Raw genomic sequence first — 19,326 nt, forward strand, 5'->3', positions numbered from 1 at the left:
ATTTGCCATTCGTCATTCCTCAGGACAAATGACAAATGACGGCTTCTTCATAACACTTGCGAGCGCAACCATGCTACAGGCAAAGCACGTAACTTTTGCCACTGAGGAACGTAGGCACGTCGAGTGAACACATTGTAATCGTTGCGTTCAATGACGTTCAAAATTCGACTGTAATGCATCAGAGATGCCCACACAGGCAACCGGGCATCGGCAGATAGGTGGGAGATTCCCTTTTCAGCCTTGGCGTAAAATTGGCGTGCCCGTGCAATTTGAAAGCGCATTAGTGCCTGCCAGCGCTCATCTACGACTCCTTTAAACAGGTCTTGCTCTGTGTAGTTAAACCGTGCTAATTCTTCTTGGGGAATGTATATTCGCCCCCGCCTTGCATCCTCCCCCACGTCCCGCAGGATATTAGTAAGTTGATGGGCAATTCCCAAGGTAATTGCTTCTTCAGTGGGGATATACGGCTGTTGATGACGGTTCCACGGAGCTGTGTTTGTGGAGGTGTCAAGACCCATCACCGCTGTTGACATCAAACCTACTGTGCCAGCGACGCGGTAACAGTAGAGGTATAATTCCTCAAAGGTTTGGTAGCGACTGCGGTATAAGTCCATACGCTGACCTGCAATCATATCCCGAAAGGGTTGAATGTCTATCGGGAAACGTTGGATGGTATCCACCAAAGCTACATCAAAATTATCCAATGGATGTCCTGCAAAAATCGATTCTAGCTGCTGTTCCCACAGAGCCAAAGTTTCTGGCGTGGTGATAGCAGATGCGGGACCATCCACTAGTTCATCTGTACGGCGACACCAAGCATAAATTGCCCAAATATGTTTGCGCTTTGGCTTGTTAACCAACAAAGTGCCAATGTAAAAAGTCGTGGAATACTTGACTATAAGTTGGCGACAAAGTTTATAGGACTCGTCTACAGAGACCGGTGTTTTCATGCGTGGGGGAGAATCAGGCAGTTGCAGCATTCGTTGCAGGCTGAAGGGTTTGCGTTTGCAGGCTTTTTGTATTTGCCACCGGATGAGCTTCAGCAATCGCCGCAAACGGCGCGCTTGCTTTGCCCAATCGCCCTTGGCGCTGCGCTTCGCGCAATCGCGTAGCGCGTCCTACCGTCCAAACGCCTCTTCAGGCGTTTGCCTTGTTCCTTCGGAACGAGGGAGAGGTTTTCTTTCAGAAAGACCCTCAGCGGTATTACGGTCGTTCGCCCCTTGGGGCGCTGCGCTCCGCGCAATCGCCTGCGCTGTCAGCTTACCAGAAAGTACGGCACCTTCCATACTTCCTAAGTAGCGTTGCATGGTGTAACTCCCTGCCAGATAGAAGTTAGCAATTGGGGTCTGTTGCGAGGGACGGTACTGTTGACGACCAGGCGTTGCTTTGTAAACCGAGCGCGGCGTCTTGACGACATGATATTTTAGCAACTTTGCTGCATCGTCTCCACCAAAGTGGTCGGGAAACAGCTTTTCTAATTCGGCAAGAGTTGCCTGCAAAATTTCTTCATTACTTTTTGCAATCCAATATGCAGCCGGAGCTAGGACTAGTTCCAGCATTGAGCAGTCAGGGTTGGCGTATCCACGGCAGGTGTTGCTCATATCGGCATAAACACTGAGCAGGGGCGAGCGCGAAAATAGCAGGTGGTCAATCTTAGTGAGTTTACGGTCAAACCACAGTTGCAAGTTTATCACTGGCACCCCCTCCAAACCTTCCAACTTTTGGAAAAATTCAATTTGCTTCCAGGGTGCAGGTAGCAAAACCTTCATTGCGTCAACCGACATTGCCGAGACGTAGCCATCAGCCGTTAATACTTCATCTTCTGCTCCATTCAACCCCCGAATCACGAAATGCTTTACCGTGCCATCGTCATTCAGTACGATTTCTTTGAGGGGCGCATTCAACCGCACTTCTGAGCCGCGTGCGGTAATGTAATCCACTATTGGCTGGCACAGGCGTTCTGTGGGGGAACCATCCAGAAAAGCCATTTTTGAGCCGTTCTTTTCTTGAAGAAAGCGATTGAGAGCTGTCAGAAGAATTGTTGCCGAAATTTCATTGGGGTCTATGAAGTTCAGCGCCTTGGACATGGCGATAAAAACTTCCTTTTCTACTCGTGGAGGAATGTTTTGCTTTTTCATCCACTCCGACCAGGAGTATTGGTCCATCTCCTCTACGTATCTTTGCCCCAGAATCATCGCTGGTACCAAACCGATCCCAAAGCGAATTTTTTCCGCCCATGTGAGCATATCATTATTCCGCAGAATAGCTGTTATGCCATTCCAAGGCGCTGGCAAATTTGGAAAATCAAAGCGACTATAAGTCCCTGGATTATTGGGCTGGTTGAAGATCATGGAGTGTTCTTTCCACTGCAATCTGTCTTCAATGCCCAGTTCCTTAACGAGCTGCAACATATTGGGATATGCCCCAAAGAAGATGTGCAACCCAGTTTCATACCAGTCGCCGTCTTTGTCTTTCCAAGCTGCTACCAAACCCCCCAGTACGTCTCGGCTTTCCAAGACAATCGGAGTGTGACCTGCATCGGTGAGATATTTGGCGCAAGAAAGACCGGCTAAACCTGCTCCCGCGATCGCTACACGCATTTAACCTTACTGCTCTTCAATATTTCTTAATCGTTTTATCGTTTTCATTATACTTTGCAATCCGTTACATTTAGCAGTCTCAGGGTGATCGGTTTTTCTGAAGTGGTGGCTACAGGTTTTTTCTGGAGTTGGGAAGCCAGCGCGCTATCGCGGGTTTCCCAACTTGTAGACGCCCGGAGGGCGGTGAGACAGCGCTATGCAGGAGGTGAGACCAGTACCGCAGTTTCTTAGGTCGGGCTAACCCTCCAAGAGAACTACTCGCTGCAGGAGAGAAGTTGCAAGGAGGGTTTCCTCCTTTGCAAACTAAGCCCGAAGGGCACGCTGCGCGAACGGAAGGGTTTCCTGACCCAGGCAACTGGCGTTGGCGCAGCCTCTGGGGAGGAGATACCCGTAAGCGCAGAGCGCACACTACGTGTTGGCGCAGCCTGTCCTCCGGACTTACGCCGTCAGGCGTGGCGTCAGCCATAGGGGTTAGCCCGCTATCGGGCGCGACTGCGTCCTCCTGCGTGTATAAGCTTTGCATCAGTCTCAGGGTTCAGTCAAATCATCACTCAAGAAACCAGGTTAAAGAAATTCTGGTTTCTTGAAACGTTCAATTTTATGATTGGCAGACTAGCAGGTTTACGGGCAAAAGTGAGGACACATTTGCCTTGAGTACTGTTATCAGTCGGTTGAAAATATCTGCTTTTACAAGGCTGAGTCGAGCTTTTATGAACGCAAAGTTTTCAGAAGAATGAATAGTAGTCTTTAGTACTCCAAAAGACACTTTTTGAAGTTTTCAAGACAGTGATAATTTATCTTATCCGCCTGCCAATACAGAGATTTGGCAATTATTCCTACTCAAAATCTCTCCGAAAAAGTCAGTGTTTGTGATGATATTTAGAATCTATAGAAGGGTTCTGTTACTAAAATCAAGGTTTCAAAGATTTATCATCCTTGTAAATTCCATAAAATGTGTTGATTTGTTTATGGACGGTTTCCTGTAAGAGTGCCTTGGCTGTGTCTAAAGTAGCTCTCCCTCTTGAGAGATATTTTAATTTATTGTATATTTTTTTACTACAAAATGCTTTTTTTTACATAAAGTAAGGTAATTAAATACCTAAATAGTCGATTTCTCAAAGATTATAGTGATTTTCCTTTGAAAATAATTTTATAGCCTTGGTAAAGACTGCTATTTAATTATCAGTATATTTTACTCCATCTAAATAAAATATATGTATAAATTTATACTTAAATACTGCATATTTTACTGTTGTTGATTAGGCAAAATTTGAATACTTATTCTGCCTAATTTCAGCCGATTTATAAAAAAAATAAATTAAAAAGTGAGTAAAAATTGAAAATAACATCTAAAACTTTTATTTGCTTGTTTAGCAGCAACAGGATAATATGTAACCTGCTGGGGATCACTCAGAAATTTACTCCTAACTATGCATATAATCTTCCTTATGGAAGATTATATGGTGCGATTTAGTTGTTGAGAAATTTTAATTATCAAGGAAAGGTTTGCACCTTATAAAAGGTGTTGGTTACCTGAAACTAACTGAATCATGATATTATTTGGAATACTTTGGGTTACATCCTGGGTTGGTTCATTTTTGTCGTTGAACCAAAACTTGCCACCAAGTTTTACTTCAAAGATTGCTCCAACAAAAGTGTCATCCAATTTAGGCAAACTGGCAAGTAAACCTCGTTCATTTGTTGTGTATAACAAGCAGCAGGTAAATGTTTGGAGTGTGACGCTGCCTACAAGGTTTTTCCGACCAGATTGGAGAGATAAAAAATCAAAACCAACCCTAGTTAAACCATCTAATCCAGCGGTGAAGAGAGTTAAGAGTAGCAAAAATCAATTTTGCGGTCTTCTGCGAGACACTCGAGCTTACCAGCCTACCATCAAAACCGCAAGCATATTATCACCTCCCAGCTTCGTAGAAACGAGTTTTACGAACCGAGACTTTCTCCCAAACCAAATATTACTTTCGCCCGTATATGCCCAGAAGCTTTCTTCCAGAAAGCTTCTCCCTGAAGCGGAGCTTCGGGACAAGCAGCCAGAGCTTGGTTGGGGTATAGGGCATGCTCTGCGATCGCTGCAAAATTTCTTCCGCTTCTCCAATCCTGTCGGACAAAGTTTTGGTTCTGCTTCCTTGCCAGTGGTAGTTGTTCACAGGGCTGAAAATAACTATGAAGTATGGGTCAATAACCGTGTCATTGCCAATTTACCTAATAAAGAGCAAGCCCGTTTGATGCAGCAAGGCTTGACACGGCTCATAAAGTCATCCAACTTTGATGCTTCTCGATTAAGACCCGCCTTAGTTGACGGAATACCAGCGTTGATGGCAGGTAATCGCTTCTTATTTGGGATTCAAAAAGGAGTGTCTCAAAGATTCCATCGTAGTGGCGACTTGTTAGCAATTGAATGGATCAATAACTTGCGCCAAGCTTTACAAGTACCCACGTTATCACTCGTGGAAGGTCAACAACAGATGTATGGCTTGACACCTTCCAAAAAGAAAATGACTGGTTTAGCTTCTTGGTATGGTCCCTATTTTCATGGTCGTTTAACCGCAAACGGTGAAATATTCAACCAAAATGAACTGACAGTTGCCCATAAAACCCTGCCGTTTAATACATACTTGCAGGTCACTAATTTAAAAACTGGCAAAGCAGTCATTGTGCGAGTCAACGACCGGGGTCCATATATCCCACCTAGAAGTCTAGATTTATCAAGGGTAGCAGCTCGTTGTATCAATAGTGAAATAGCTGGTGTCGTGCCATATAAAGCGGTCATTTTGCAGACTAGCGAACCTAAAATGACCTTGAAAAGCTCAAGTACCATCAAAAATCAGAAACCTCCCAGGAAACTCGCAGTTATCTCAGAGTTTTGATGTTAATTATCAGTCAGTATGGGGGTACAGGGGCACGGCAACCGTGACGCCCATTTGGGTGTGGGGTTGAAGGAAACCCCACATTCACTTAATTTGCACAAGAAGATTTTAGTGTTTCTACACGCATAGGCGCAGCCTCACCGGAGGAGATACCCGTAAGCGCAGAGCGCACACTACGTGTTGGCGCAGCCTCTCCGCAGGACTTACGCCGTCAGGCGTGGCGTCAGCCATAGGGAGGTTCCCTCGAGTGTGCAAACTGCCGTCGAGGCTTTAGCCTGCGGGCTTATCTGAACCGTATTGCTTTATAGACTTGTCAGTATCTGGCGCTTGAATTCTTCTTGATCAGTAAATTTTTTAAAAATTCTATCCACCTTAGTTAGCTCAAACAACATTCTAACTTGGTCGTTTACTGAGCATACATAAAGCTTACATCCGGCATTGCGAACGATTTTCACTGCTGATACTAAAGCACCTAAACCGGAACTATCAATAAACTTTACATCTTGAAGGTCAATCAACACAATATCGGTTCCGGTAGTTACAAGATCGTTAACTTCGCGACGGAGTTCATGACCTCTAATACCATCTAAAATACCAAAGGGTTTTAGTATTTTGACAACAGGACTCATAGGTTTAGTATCCCGCACTTACTTTTAGATAATAATTTAACTTGAAATTTTTGCCGTTCTAAAAAGTTCATTATAGTCATAAAAAATTTTAGTTAACTACCGTAAATTCACTGTTGAATCAGCAGAACTCTTCTTGGCTTTGCAAAACTTATCAGTGAAATTACGCTATTGTTTTAAGCAAACTATTGCCATTAATTGTAATAAGTTTATTTGCCTTTTGATAGAGACTTCAGCTGAGGATAAAAATCAAGGATGAAAGCACCATTACCTGATAACGAAGCACAAAGAATTGCGGCGCTTTTACAGTATAAAATCCTCGATACTCCAGCTGAAGCCGCCTTTGACGACCTTACCCGGTTAGCTGCGTATATTTGTGGGACTCCCATTGCGTTAATTAGCTTAGTTGATGACAAGCGCCAGTGGTTTAAATCAAAAGTTGGTTTAGATGCGCTACAAACACCCCGCGATGCTGCATTCTGCGCCCATACCATCCTACAAAAAGAAGTTTTTATTGTTCCTGATGCAACCACTGACGAACGGTTCGCCACAAACCCACTCGTCACCTCTGACCCCAATGCCCGGTTTTATGCTGGTGTCCCCCTAACTAATCCTGAGGGACACGCATTGGGAACGCTTTGCGTGATTGACCATGTACCACGAGAACTTACTCCAGAACAGGTGGAAGCATTACGAATCTTAGGTCGCCAAGTCATCAAGCAACTGGAACTGCGGCGCAATTTAGCAAGTTTAGAACTTGGATCTAGTCAACGCAGACAGACACACAACAGAAGTAGCCACTTCTTCAAAAGGGTTGCAGGAGGGTTTGGGTTAGCGTCAGCAATTTTAGTTTTGATTGGCGTGTTTTCGTATCAACAGACACAAAAGTTTATTGATACTAGCTATCAACTGATAAAAACTGAAGAGAAAATAAACCACCTGGGAGAACTGCTGTCTCTCATGAAGGATGCTGAAACTGGGCAACGCGGTTACTTGCTGACAGGAGACGAAGGTTATCTAGACCCGTATAAAGTAGCACTAGCAAACCTAGATAAAAAAATTGAAGCATTGAGGAGTTTAACAACCGATAATCCCAAGCAACAAAAGCGACTCAAAACCATTGAATATTTGGTAACGGCAAAACTAGCTATAGTGAAGCAACTTATCGACACGCGCCAAGTTCAGGGATATGAGGCAGCACTATCGCTGAACCGAACAAATATGGGAAAGAACCTCATGGATGAGCTTCGCAAGGTCAACCATGAGATGGAAAGCGAAGAGAGGAAGCTGCTTCAAGAGCAGTCTCAAGCAGTAGAAGCTAGTGGGCGCAAAACGATTGAAACTGTGCTTATTGGCATCAGACTGAGTTTTGCCATTCTTGCTGTAGTCTACTACTTCATCTACCGTGAGATAACTGAGCGCAAGAGGACAGAGGAATCACTGCATACAGAACGCAATTTTATCTCAGCAGTTCTAAATACAGCCGGCGCTTTGGTCGTTGTTTTAAATCCGCAAGGGCAAATTATTCGCTTCAATCAAGCCTGCGAAGAAACAACGGCTTACTCATTCGATGAGGTGAGGGGTAGGTATTTTTGGGATTTGTTTCTGATTCCTGAAGAGGTGGAGCCGGTTAAAGCAATTTTCGAGCAGCTACGAGATAGTCAATTGTTGAAGGAGTACGAAAACTACTGGGTCACTAAGGATGGCAATAGACGGCTGATTGCATGGTCAAACACTGTCATGCAAGACCATAAGGGCACGGTTGAATACATTATCGGCACTGGCATTGACATCACAGAACGCAAGCAGGCAGAAGACGCATTGCAAGAAAGCAAGCAGTTTGCCGAGAGTGTTACGGAAAACTCGACCAGCATTATCTATGTGTTCGACTTGGAAACGATGACCAATGCCTATTGCAACAAAGAGTTTGCAGAATTTCTTGGCTATGGGTTAGCGCAAATCCAACAAATAGGCGCAAACTTTCTGCCTTCTATTGTTCATCCTGACGATTTGCCATACATGATGGTGCATCTTGAACAGTTCAAGAACGTCAAGGACGGTGAGGTTGTCGAGTTCGAGCAACGGGTAAAGCATGTGTCAGGTGAGTGGCGGTGGCTTTGGCATCGCGAAACTGTTTTCAAGTGCAAATCTGATGGTTCGCCGTATCAAATCATGGGAACCGCACAGGATATCACCGAACGAAAGCACTCTGAGAAGGCGCTCAAAGAGAGTGAGGAGCGGTTTCGCTCAATGGCAGACAGCGCACCTGTGCTTCTGTGGATGACCGACGCTGACGGCTTATGTTCCTATGTGAACCAGCCGTGGCTGCGCTTCACAGGTCGGACGCTGGAGCAGGAGTTAGGCTTTGGTTGGGCGGAGGGTGTGCCTGCTGATGATTGGGAGCGCTGGAGGTTCATCTTCCGGCAGGCTTTTGCAGCGCGTGAGTCTGTGTGGATGGAGCACCGCCTGCGGCATCACACTGGCGAGTATCGGTGGATTTTGGTGTCAGGAACGCCACGCTACACAGGGAATAAGTTTGCCGGTTACATTGGCTCCTGTGTGGATATTACTGATCGTAAACGAGCCGAATGGCATCTGACTGCACAATATGCTGTAACCAGCGTGTTAGCAGAGTCTGCGACAATTAGCGAAGCCACGCCCCAAATCTTGCAAGCTATTTGTGAGCATTTGACATGGGATTTGGGTGAAATTTGGATAGTGGAGCAGCCAGCAAATGTTCTACGCTGTCTCGACATTTGGCAAAGAGCATCTCTTGAGCTACAAGAGTTTGAAGCACTCACTAGGCAAACCACGTTTGAACGTGGAGTTGGACTGCCAGGTCGTGTATGGAGTGATAATCAACCTGTTTGGATTAATGATGTTGTTGAGGATGGAATCTTCTTGCGAACTAAAATCGCCGCTCAAGCAGGATTGCACACAGCATTTGGTTTTCCTGTTCGTAGTGGTAACACAATCCTTGGCGTCATGACTTTCTTTAAACAGGAAATCCAGCAAGTTGATAGAGATTTGCTGATGATTATGACTTCTCTTGGAGACCAGGTGGGTCAGTTTATCCAGCGCAAGCAGGCAGAGGAAGAACTCAATCGCCAAAACTTGCGATCGCAACTGTTTACTGAAATCACCCTCAAGATACGCCAATCCTTACAAATCGAAGAAATTCTCCAAACCACGGTTTGTGAAGTCCAAAAAATTCTCAACAGCGATCGCGTCCTTATCTATCAGCCTTTACCTGATGGGTCGGGAAGCTTCACCGAAGCTGTGAATTCTGACTGTGTCAGCATCAAAGAGCAAAGCATCACCGACTCTTACTTTCAAGCGGAATATTTGCAACAGTACTGTTTGCAGCAGTACCGTCAGGGACGAATGTCAGCACTGGCTGACCTGGATATGATGGAATTGCAACAAAACTATGTGGAATTATTGCAACAGTTGGAGGTCAAGCAAAATTTCGTCGTGCCTATTGTTGTCAAAGAAGAACTATGTGGTTTGCTGATTGTCCATAAATGTTGCAGTTGTTCACGCCCATGGTCTAGCTTTGAAATTTATCTTTTGCGGCAAATTGCCGACCAAGTAGGCATTGCCTTAGCTCATGCTCAACTACTAGAAGCGGAAACTCGTCAGCGACAAGAACTTGAAGTTGCCCGCCGTCAAGCTGAGTTAGCATCTCTTGCCAAAAGTGCCTTCTTGGCTAACATGAGTCATGAAATCCGCACCCCCATGAATGCCGTGTTGGGGATGACCGGATTGATGTTAGAAACTCCCCTCAACCCAGAGCAGAAAGATTTTGTGGAGACAATTCGCATTAGTGGAGATGCTCTGTTAAGTTTGATTAACGAGATTTTGGATTTATCAAAACTAGAGGCAGGGGAGATGGCTCTAGAAACTCTAGATTTTGACCTGTCCACCTGTATAGAAGAGGTGTTGGAATTACTTGCTCCTGTTGCACATAACAAAGGTTTGGAAATTGCAGCTTTAATCTATCCCAACGTCCCCACTCACCTTCAAGGAGATGTCAGCCGATTACGACAAATTCTCATGAACCTGCTAGGCAACGCTATCAAATTTACTAGCGCTGGGGAAGTCGTGGTGCGGGCAGAATTGCGAACACAAACTGCTAAGGAAGCTACCATTCTCTTAAGCATAATCGATACGGGTATTGGCATTGCTCCTGTTGACCAACGCAATCTTTTTACGCCTTTTACCCAAGTGGACGCTTCCACCACCCGCAAGTATGGCGGTACAGGCTTAGGATTAGCCATTTGCAAGCAACTTGTCGCTTTGATGGGAGGAGAAATTGGGGTCGAAAGTCAAATAGGGCAAGGGTCTAAGTTTTGGTTTGAAATTCCTTTCGCTCTTGCACTCCAGCCTGTTTCTTCAGCACACGATTGCAGCATTTTGACCCATCGACGCGTTTTAGTGGTGGATGACAACGCTACCAATCGCAAAATTGTTTACCATCAAGCTACACGCTGGGGAATGCAGGTAGATGAGGCTTCTTGTGCTGCTGATGCCCTCGTCGCTATTCAGCAGGCTGTCGAGCAGAAAATGCCCTATGATATCGCCTTAATTGATATGCAAATGCCGCAAATAGATGGCATAACTTTGGGAGAACAAATTAAGGGAAATTCTGCTATTTCTAATATCCCGTTGATTATGCTGACCTCTACTAATCGACGGGATGAAGTGCAACGGGCATTAGAAATAGGATTTGCTGCTTATCTGGTCAAACCTGTTAAGGCATCCCGGCTACTCGATATCATCATGAATATCTTAGGAAACAAATCTGAACTAGATAATTCCAACACTTCAGGTATCAAAAAGCTGTCACATTCCCAACCTCTTCAACATAGTGCTGAGTCTCCTAAATCCAAATTAAGAATTCTACTAGCTGAGGATAATTTGGTGAATCAGAAAGTAGCTCTTAAGCAGCTCAAGAGCCTGGGTTACACTGCTGATGTCGCTGGCAATGGTAAAGAAGTTTTAGAACTCTTGGAGAAAATTCCTTACGACTTGATTTTTATGGATTGCCAAATGCCGATTCTTGATGGTTTGGAAACAACAAGAGAAATTCATCGTCGGCAAGAAAGCTTTTTTGCTAGTGGTCGTCGCCCTGTGGTCATTGCTATGACAGCAAATGCTATGAAACAAGACGAACAAATGTGTTTGGATGCGGGCATGGATGATTATCAGAGCAAGCCAATAAACAAAGAGAAATTGGCAGCGGTGTTAGAGCATTGGAGCCAAATCATACAAATAAAACAGGAGGCAATTGTGTCTGAACAGACAGTTTCTTCTACAAAGGTCGATTTATCAGACATCCCCATTGATTGGGAACAGTTACACCAAATATCAGAAAACAATCTGGAATTTGAATTGGAACTCTTGCAAATGTTTGTTGAGGATAGCAAGTTGCATTTAGAGGCAACAAAAGAGGCGATCGCTTCTAATGACTTTCAACAATTTGCCAAAGAGGCACATCACTTTAAAGGGATGAGTGGCAATTTAGGAGCTACAACCATGTACTTAGCTGCGGAAGAACTAGAACAACTGGCTCGTAATCAAGAGCGTAGAGGGACTACTCACTTAATCTGGGAGTTAGAAGAGTCTATTAACCGCATCCAAGCCTTTTTAAGAAGTCAAAAATAAATCATGCTTAATAAAATTTACTCATAAATAAACAATAACGATTATCTGCTATGCGCTCATATCTTAACTCGTCTGCAATTGCTGACATAATTTTCAAACCTCTCCCCCGATCTTCTTCATTGTCTGCGAATTCAACTGTCTGTTGCAATTTCTGCTCCAAGTCGAAGGGTTCACCATAAGACAAAATACGAATTTCTATTTTTTCATTTGACCGCACAGCTTCTATTTCAATAGGAGTATCAAGTGGTAAATTTTTGTGAGCATGTTCAACAATATTTGTAAATCCTTCTATAAGGAGTGTTTGACATAGCCACAAAATCTTTTTGTCAGGTAGAGGTGGTTGATTCAATTGGTCGAACCATGACAAAACTTGAGATAACATAGTAAGGTCTGTATTTACCTTGAGAAAGATTTTAATATTCACTTCTTAAACTACGAGAAATTCTCATTAGAGTAATACTTATTAGTTATACTGTAGGAATTTATTTTTATGTTTAAGGTGCTAATTATTGATGATGATCCTATTTTACGGACAGTCTTGAAAAGAACCCTCCAAAACCAGGGTTATGATGTGACTGTAACAAGCAATGGTGAGGAAGGAATTGCTATAGCACAACAGGAGCGTCCGGCTTTGATTATCTGTGACTGGATGATGTCGCAGTTAGATGGATTGGAAGTCTGTCGTCGCATTAAGGCAGAGCCAGAGTTAGCAACGACTTTTTTTATTTTACTGACTGCTAAGGGAGCTGCTCCAGGAGAAGAAGAAGATAGAGTCAGAGGACTTGACGCTGGAGCAGATGAGTTTATCTCCAAGCCCATTGAGATGAATGAATTAAAGGCACGGGTACGAGCAGGGCTAAGGATATATCGCCTTAATCAGGATTTACAAAACCAAAAGCAAGCTTTGGAGGTTCTCAACCAAGATTTGCAAACCCAAAAACAAATTTTGGAAGCTGAATTGGTTGAGGCTGCTGATTATGTGCGATCGCTTCTCCCTTCTCCTCTTGTGGGAGCAGTCAGCACAGAAGCACTGTTTCTTCCCTCTGTCCAGCTTGGCGGTGATTGCTTCGACTATTACTGGATAGATGATGAGAACTTAGCAATATATTTGTTGGATGTCTCAGGGCATGGAGTTGGTTCAGCGCTACTTTCTGTGTCGATCTTGAATGTACTGCGATCGCAATCCCTGCCCAAGACTGACTTTTGTCAACCCAGTGAAGTCTTGAGGGCACTCAATCAAGCTTTCCAGATGAGTAACCACAGTGATAAATACTTTACCATCTGGTACGGGGTGTATAACCATTCTAAACGTCAACTCGTTTACGCCAATGCCGGACATCCACCTGCTGTCCTGCTCTCTAGTACATCTGCCACAAACATCCAGGTTATACAGCTTGATTCTCTAGATTTGCCTATTGGCTTTTTGCCCGATGTTGATTTTGACCAAAGTGCCATTGAAATTGAAGGAAACAGCACTTTATACATCTTTAGTGATGGTGCTTACGAAATTTCTCAGTCAGATGACAATATTTGGGGTTTGAATGCTTTTATTGATGTGTTGCTATCCACCAAGACAAATACCTATCAACTCAAGCAAGTCTTAACAGAGATTATGTCCATAAATGCCAAAGCATCTTTGGATGATGATTTGTCATTGCTAAAAGTTAATTTTTGAACTGTAACGACAAAGCACGAACCATTGACACCTCTATACTCTTAAGAATATACACATAGGATCTTTGCCTGATTGGGTTTGAGAGTTAACATTCAAGCTATGTGATGGACATTTGATTTGTACGTTACCCGAGAAAGTTATCGTTTATGAATATCTTTCTTGATTAGGTATTAGTAGATACATTAATTGTGCCGTTTGTTTTACTGACACAATCATCTCTTTGAGTCTCGCTGTCTGTATTTCCTTAATTTTTAGAAAAGTTTTCCTGAAATCTTCAGGGAAAATATGTAAAAGAAGTTAAGGAGGCGCGAATCGATTTCTGGAGATTATATTACTTATATTCATACATATTACATAATCTTACAGCGGTTTTCAAATCAATGAACCACATCTGCACTCATTTCAATCCCTGTAGAGACGCGCCATGGCGCGTCTCTACAATGTGGTCTATTTACCCGAAAATTGCTGTAATATATCAATTCTAAAAATAATGTAAAAAAAATTAACAAAAATGGCAACGTTATTTGTCTGCCATAAATTCTCTTGTTATATAATACTGAAAAAAACTATATTAAAAAGGATATTAAAGCTGTGCGTGATGATTTACAAGGATTGGAGATTAGTCAAAAAGAACTGCAAAAATTGACTAATTTACCTGTTAATGATGAACTTATAATTCTTCTTGCTCCTATTAAAAGAGGCTTTAGTCAATTTATAGAACAAGCCAAAGGTTCAGAGGGCGCTACCGTGGTTTTCATTGGAGTTACTATACTAGTTTTTACTCATGTTATATTTGATGTCATGATTAGACTATTTGCCGACTGGGTAACTATACCATCCTGGATACTATTAATAATATTTAGTCTTTCTGTTGGAACTGTTACACAAATCCTATTATATTTTTTTTGGAAGCAAAGAAATAGGACTGTCCAAAAAAATATGACACATTCGCTGAAAATCCTCTTAAATGATGTTGATAGATATAATGCCGTTATCAAAGCAATAGATATCAATGACCAAATAGAAGCAGCTGGCAATCCAGAAGTGAGTTTAAAGGAAAGAAAGAAAGTTCTAGAAGCACTAAAACTGACAAAAAATGATTTAGTTCGGGCATTGAAAACAGAAAAAATTTTGAGAGAAAATAAAAATTTTATTATTAGTAAATCTGAATTATTTGCTCATAATTTAGCAACACTAACAGCAATGCAAGTTAGCGAACAGGCTAGTGAACATGGACGATTGCTCAATGAAGCATTGGAGATTGCATTAGATGTGCAACAGGAAATGAGAAGTTTACAAAGTCAGGGATAGTGGCAACGGATGAGTTATTTGTGGGATAATTAAATAACTCATCCCCTACATCCGCCATAAAATCTGTTGCTAGTCTGAGCGCGAAATTCTGTGTTCTTGCAAAAAAGCTTTCACAGTTTGGTTAAAAGCCTCAGGCTGCGTCAAAAAGGGCCAATGATTGCCGGGAACTTGGCAAATGCGTAAATTTTTTAGATAGGTTTTGTAAGGTTGGAGTTGCCAATCTTTGAGGTTTACGCCTTTTTCTGGCTGTACAAACAAGGAAGGGATATGAATTGGGGCTGTAAAACCAGGAACCTGCATCACTTCCTCAAAAATCCCATCGCGGGCTGGGATGGTAAATTTACTACCCCAACTCCCATCAGGTTTTTGTTCAAGACCTGCGTGAAAGACATGCTGCTGTAAGGGGCTCCATCCTTGATATTGGTTTAACTGACGTGCTTGCTGTTCGGCTTCCTCGTAACTGGCAAATGGACCCATGCTTTTAAGAAAAGGCAAGACGCGGTACAAGAAGGGAAAAGTGACCTTGAAAAAGCTGGGGATTTTCCAAATAAAAATTGGATCGACCAAAACCATACTCCGCAAACGTTGTGGATTCACCCTTGCCCAGATGACAGCTAATTTACCTGTCCAAGAGTGAGCTACAACATGAGCCGCCGACCATCCTAGGCTATCCATCAGTGCTTCTAAATCCGCGATCGCACTCTCAAAACTATAGTCCTTTTCAGGCTTCGCACTCTCACCATGACCGCGCATATCTGGCGCAATTATATGATAGTCTGGCGCTAAGTTATCTCCTAAGCTAGACCAAACTAGGGCATGGTCAGCTAAACCGTGTAACAGCAGCAACGGTTCTTGACCTTGGTTCCACTCTAAATAAGACAGTTTGATGTCAGGCTTCGATAAAGTTTGACGTACAGGCATTATTACAGATTCACCCGTGGAGAGATAGCTTCCATAGAGATGATACTGCGAAAAAACGCCCGCACCCTGGAAGGGTGTCGGCGTTTTGGATACGCCCAATCGCTGCAATGAAGGGCAATTTCACGCTATAAAAAAATAATGAGGATACGTAAAAAACGCAACGCCCTGCGCCAATCACTGGCAGTATTCCGCTACAGTGGACGGGCTGTAAACTTGGTGTGGACTACTAGCCACACTCTTACTATTATTCTTGCCACTTTAACTTTAGTGGCTGGTCTTTTACCGGCTGCGCTCGCCTATATCGCTAAATTAATCGTTGATGCGGTAGTTCTGGCTTCTCAAAGTAACCCATATAATAGCGATTTTGTCAATAGCCATCGTGCTTTAATATATGTCGGATTAGAGGCAGTTGCCGTAGCTTTGCTAGCAGGTAGTCAGCGGGGACTCACTGTTTGTCAGTCCTTATTGCGAATGCTACTTGGTCAGCGGGTAAATGTTCTCATCCTAGAAAAGGCGCTGACACTGGATCTCACTCAATTTGAGGACTCTGAATTCTACGACAAATTGACCAATGCACGGCGAGAAGCATCAATTCGTCCTTTGTCTCTAGTAACCCGCACCTTTGGCTTAGTGCAAAGCGCCTTGTCACTGGTGACTTACGGCTTTTTGCTGGTGAAATTTTCAATTTGGGCAGTGGTAATGCTCGTCCTAGCAGCTATGCCTGCATTCTTTGCCGAAACGAAGTTTGCGGGGGAAGCGTTTCGCCTGTTTAGCTGGCGTGCGCCGGAAAGCCGCCAGCAGCATTACCTGGAAACTTTGCTTGCTAGAGAAGACTTTGCCAAGGAAGTGAAACTCTACCAGCTAGGGGATATGCTACTGGGACGTTACCACAACCTGTTCAATAGACTTTACGGCGAAGACCGCGAGTTAACGCTGCGGCGCGGACTGTCGGGTTATTTGCTGAGTTTGCTGAGTACCTCAGCCTTTTACGTGGCTTATGCCTGGATTGTGGTAGAGACGGTTGCTGGTAGAATTTCCTTGGGTGACATGACGATGTATCTTACCGTGTTCCGCCAAGGACAATCTACATTTTCCGGTGTCCTGACTTCCATCGGGGGAATGTATGAGGATAACTTGTATCTTTCTAATCTTTATGAGTTCCTAGAAGAAGAAGTGCCAAAGCCAAGGGGTAAAGCTACCAAAGGTTTAAAACCTAAAGACGGAATTCGTTTTGAGAACGTATCATTCACTTATCCGGGAAGTTTGCAACCTGCATTAAACAACATTTCCCTGCATTTGAAACCTGGAGAGAAACTAGCCATTGTGGGCGAAAATGGTTCCGGTAAGACTACGCTCATCAAGCTGCTGACTCGACTTTATACCCCAGACTCCGGACGCATCTTACTAGATGGCTTGGATTTGCAAGAATGGGATATTGATGTGCTGCGGCGGCGCATTGGGGTGATTTTTCAGAACTTTGTCCGCTACCAGTTCACCGTTGGTGAGAATATCGGTGTGGGGGATGTGAACCACGTTGAAGACAAAGCCCAATGGAAAACTGCGGCTGAAAAAGGCATGGCGCTTCCTTTTATTGAACATTTGCCCGAAAACTTTCAGACTCAGCTTGGTAAATGGTTCAAGGGTGGACAGGAACTTTCTGGGGGTCAGTGGCAGAAAATCGCTCTTGCCCGTGCTTTCATGAGAACTAATGCAGATATTCTGGTTTTGGATGAACCTACATCAGCAATGGACCCCCAAGCGGAATTTGACATTTTCAATCACTTTCGCGCCCTGACACAAAATCAGATGGTATTTCTCATTTCCCATCGTTTCTCTACAGTACGGATGGCTAACAAAATTGTGGTCATTGAAGCTGGGGAAGTTGTGGAACAGGGAACTCATGAGGAGTTATTGCAAGCAGGAGGGCGTTATGCGACGCTGTTTTCATTACAAGCAGCAGGGTATCAGTAGAGATGAGGGAGTGGTTAGTAGTTAGTAGTTAGTGGTAATTTTTAACAATTACCAACTACCAACTACCAACTATCAACTATCAACTATCAACTAACTTATGAAATTCATATTTGACCCACCGATTTCTGTGAAAATCCAAAAAATGAAGGAACGGGTACGGTGGCGACATCCGAGTATTGTCCAACGGAGGATTGACCAAACCAGCATGGTTATAGATGATGGCAACTCGGATAATCCAGAATTCTCCTTCATGGTTATAGGTGATAGTGGCACTACGGAACATCACGGACACCACCCCCAACGGCAAATTGCTGAATTGATGCTTGCTCACCACGAGGAGTGCCGTTTTGTCGTCCACACCGGCGATGTGATTTATGTGGTGGGTTCTCATGAGTATTATCCGACCAACTTTATTGAACCTTACCGTGAGTTTCTTGTGGGTGGCGAAAACCCCAAACGCATTTCCTACGAGCGCATGGTGTTTAACTTGCCAATTCTGCCAGTGCCTGGTAATCATGATTACTATGATGTACCGTTGATGTACCGTTTGCTCGCGGGAACCACGCTGCCACTGCGCCGTTTCTTCCGCTACAAAGATATCGAGATTGGCTGGCATGGATCTTACCAGGGTGACGCCTATGCACGAGCGTTTCTTGACTACATGGCTGTCATCGCTCCTAGTAAACAGTTAGAACATCACCTAGACAACCATTATACTGCTAAGACAGATAGAGGACGCTGTTTGCGTTATGAACCCGGACGTTTCACCCGCTTACCCAACCGCTATTACACTTTCCGTTACGGTGGGATTGACTTTTTCGCCCTCGACTCCAATACCTTTAATGCACCATTACCGCTTCCTGCGACGAAAGAAGGAGAAGACGAACGTCGCGAATTGGTTCATCGTCGGCATGAAATAGAACAAGAGGAGATGCAAATTCTGGAAGTATGCGATCGCCTCAACCCTGATATTGCCGAAGAAGCTGAACAACTCGACGCCCTCAAAGCTAAGTTATACCAAATTGACGAGGTAAAAATCGATATTGAAAAACAGCTTGAATCCCATGAAGCGCCAGCTGTAGACTTTGAACAACTTAATTGGCTCAAGCAAAGACTCATCGAATCTTGGAATACCGAGCAAGTACGCGGACGTATTATTTATTTCCATCATCCTCCTTACGTTACCGAGGCGACCAAGTGGTATCAAGCGCAAACATTGGCAGTTCGCCGCCGTCTGCGTTGGGTCTTGGATGAAGTCGCAGACACCCTTGGTTCCCTCACTCAGGGGCGTCCAATGGTCGATTTGATTTTGAATGGTCACGCGCACTGTCTAGAACATCTCCGTACTGTAGACACTGGACACGCTGACTCGTTTATCAACTGCATTATCTCTGGTGGTAGCGGTCATTACCCCCGTCGTCAGCGAAAGGAGGGATCAGAATTGATGGAGACTTTTGAGGATATTCCACGTAGTCCTAGCCGTAAAGTTGCTGATTCATTACTTTTTTTTGGTCGCAATGGATACGATGAGCAAAAGCGTCTTCCCTACTCATTTGTGCGAATTGATGTTCAAGACGGTCTCCCACCTAAGTTTATTGTGAGACCGTTTGTCACCGAACGCTTTCAGGGACAGTGGTGCGATCTCCAGCTAGAACCATTTGTGATTTAAC

General features: G+C 43.9%; 13 protein-coding genes. 7 read left to right on the plus strand and 6 right to left on the minus strand.

Features of this window, described 5'->3' with window-relative positions:
* Nucleotides 1-47: 47 nt before the first annotated feature.
* From crtB to pds, 3 genes are read right to left on the minus strand one after another with little or no spacing between them, the layout of a single operon-like run.
* Nucleotides 48-980: a 15-cis-phytoene synthase CrtB gene (gene crtB, locus MAS10914_RS0104245; protein ID WP_017314657.1), complete on the minus strand. Its 933-nt coding sequence runs from the start codon at nucleotides 978-980 to the stop codon at nucleotides 48-50.
* On the minus strand, nucleotides 964-1,104 hold the full coding sequence (locus tag MAS10914_RS34865) for a hypothetical protein (RefSeq protein ID WP_017314658.1): 141 nt from the start codon (nucleotides 1,102-1,104) through the stop codon (nucleotides 964-966). Before MAS10914_RS34865 ends, crtB begins: the two co-directional genes overlap by 17 nt.
* Before the next feature lie 14 nt (nucleotides 1,105-1,118).
* Complete coding sequence (gene pds, locus MAS10914_RS0104255; protein WP_017314659.1) at nucleotides 1,119-2,600, minus strand: 15-cis-phytoene desaturase; 1,482 nt, start codon at nucleotides 2,598-2,600, stop codon at nucleotides 1,119-1,121.
* An 84-nt stretch (nucleotides 2,601-2,684) separates the two neighbouring features.
* Between pds and MAS10914_RS33890 the strand changes: the two genes are divergently transcribed.
* Nucleotides 2,685-2,831: a hypothetical protein gene (locus MAS10914_RS33890; RefSeq protein WP_017314660.1), complete on the plus strand. Its 147-nt coding sequence runs from the start codon at nucleotides 2,685-2,687 to the stop codon at nucleotides 2,829-2,831.
* A gap of 1,472 nt (nucleotides 2,832-4,303) precedes the next feature.
* Complete coding sequence (locus MAS10914_RS0104265; protein ID WP_017314662.1) at nucleotides 4,304-5,485, plus strand: septal ring lytic transglycosylase RlpA family protein; 1,182 nt, start codon at nucleotides 4,304-4,306, stop codon at nucleotides 5,483-5,485.
* 302 nt (nucleotides 5,486-5,787) lie between these two features.
* Here MAS10914_RS0104265 and MAS10914_RS0104270 read toward each other — a convergent pair whose 3' ends face one another.
* Nucleotides 5,788-6,114, minus strand: a complete 327-nt coding sequence (locus MAS10914_RS0104270) for an STAS domain-containing protein (protein WP_017314663.1) — start codon at nucleotides 6,112-6,114, stop codon at nucleotides 5,788-5,790.
* A 252-nt stretch (nucleotides 6,115-6,366) separates the two neighbouring features.
* On the opposite strand from MAS10914_RS0104270, the gene MAS10914_RS33430 reads away from it, so the two are divergent.
* Entirely contained in the window at nucleotides 6,367-11,778 is a 5,412-nt protein-coding gene (locus MAS10914_RS33430) for a PAS domain S-box protein (RefSeq protein WP_017314665.1), read from the plus strand.
* A gap of 7 nt (nucleotides 11,779-11,785) precedes the next feature.
* Here MAS10914_RS33430 and MAS10914_RS0104285 read toward each other — a convergent pair whose 3' ends face one another.
* Nucleotides 11,786-12,202 (minus strand): ATP-binding protein, encoded by a 417-nt coding sequence (locus MAS10914_RS0104285; protein ID WP_026082329.1) that lies wholly within the window; start codon nucleotides 12,200-12,202, stop codon nucleotides 11,786-11,788.
* Nucleotides 12,203-12,268: 66 nt separating this feature from the next.
* On the opposite strand from MAS10914_RS0104285, the gene MAS10914_RS0104290 reads away from it, so the two are divergent.
* Nucleotides 12,269-13,453: a PP2C family protein-serine/threonine phosphatase gene (locus MAS10914_RS0104290; RefSeq protein WP_017314667.1), complete on the plus strand. Its 1,185-nt coding sequence runs from the start codon at nucleotides 12,269-12,271 to the stop codon at nucleotides 13,451-13,453.
* A 543-nt stretch (nucleotides 13,454-13,996) separates the two neighbouring features.
* Nucleotides 13,997-14,764, plus strand: coding sequence for a hypothetical protein (locus MAS10914_RS0104295; RefSeq protein ID WP_017314668.1), 768 nt, complete (start codon nucleotides 13,997-13,999; stop codon nucleotides 14,762-14,764).
* Nucleotides 14,765-14,833: 69 nt separating this feature from the next.
* Here MAS10914_RS0104295 and MAS10914_RS0104300 read toward each other — a convergent pair whose 3' ends face one another.
* Nucleotides 14,834-15,685: an alpha/beta fold hydrolase gene (locus MAS10914_RS0104300; protein WP_017314669.1), complete on the minus strand. Its 852-nt coding sequence runs from the start codon at nucleotides 15,683-15,685 to the stop codon at nucleotides 14,834-14,836.
* A gap of 138 nt (nucleotides 15,686-15,823) precedes the next feature.
* On the opposite strand from MAS10914_RS0104300, the gene MAS10914_RS0104305 reads away from it, so the two are divergent.
* Both MAS10914_RS0104305 and MAS10914_RS0104310 read left to right on the plus strand, forming a co-directional pair.
* Nucleotides 15,824-17,656 (plus strand): ABC transporter ATP-binding protein, encoded by a 1,833-nt coding sequence (locus MAS10914_RS0104305; protein ID WP_017314670.1) that lies wholly within the window; start codon nucleotides 15,824-15,826, stop codon nucleotides 17,654-17,656.
* Nucleotides 17,657-17,753: 97 nt separating this feature from the next.
* Nucleotides 17,754-19,325, plus strand: coding sequence for a metallophosphoesterase family protein (locus MAS10914_RS0104310; protein WP_017314671.1), 1,572 nt, complete (start codon nucleotides 17,754-17,756; stop codon nucleotides 19,323-19,325).
* Nucleotide 19,326 lies beyond the last annotated feature (1 nt).

Source organism: Mastigocladopsis repens PCC 10914, from assembly GCF_000315565.1.
GTDB classification, from domain to species: domain Bacteria; phylum Cyanobacteriota; class Cyanobacteriia; order Cyanobacteriales; family Nostocaceae; genus Mastigocladopsis; species Mastigocladopsis repens.

Coding starts and splice junctions, on each gene's coding strand:
- pds (WP_017314659.1), bottom strand. CDS start 2,600: ATGCGTGTAGCGATCGCGGGAGCAGGTTTAGCCGGTCTTTCTTGCGCC.
- crtB (WP_017314657.1), bottom strand. CDS start 980: ATGCTGCAACTGCCTGATTCTCCCCCACGCATGAAAACACCGGTCTCT.
- MAS10914_RS0104300 (WP_017314669.1), bottom strand. CDS start 15,685: ATGCCTGTACGTCAAACTTTATCGAAGCCTGACATCAAACTGTCTTAT.
- MAS10914_RS0104290 (WP_017314667.1), top strand. CDS start 12,269: ATGTTTAAGGTGCTAATTATTGATGATGATCCTATTTTACGGACAGTC.
- MAS10914_RS0104305 (WP_017314670.1), top strand. CDS start 15,824: ATGAGGATACGTAAAAAACGCAACGCCCTGCGCCAATCACTGGCAGTA.
- MAS10914_RS0104270 (WP_017314663.1), bottom strand. CDS start 6,114: ATGAGTCCTGTTGTCAAAATACTAAAACCCTTTGGTATTTTAGATGGT.
- MAS10914_RS0104310 (WP_017314671.1), top strand. CDS start 17,754: ATGAAATTCATATTTGACCCACCGATTTCTGTGAAAATCCAAAAAATG.
- MAS10914_RS33430 (WP_017314665.1), top strand. CDS start 6,367: ATGAAAGCACCATTACCTGATAACGAAGCACAAAGAATTGCGGCGCTT.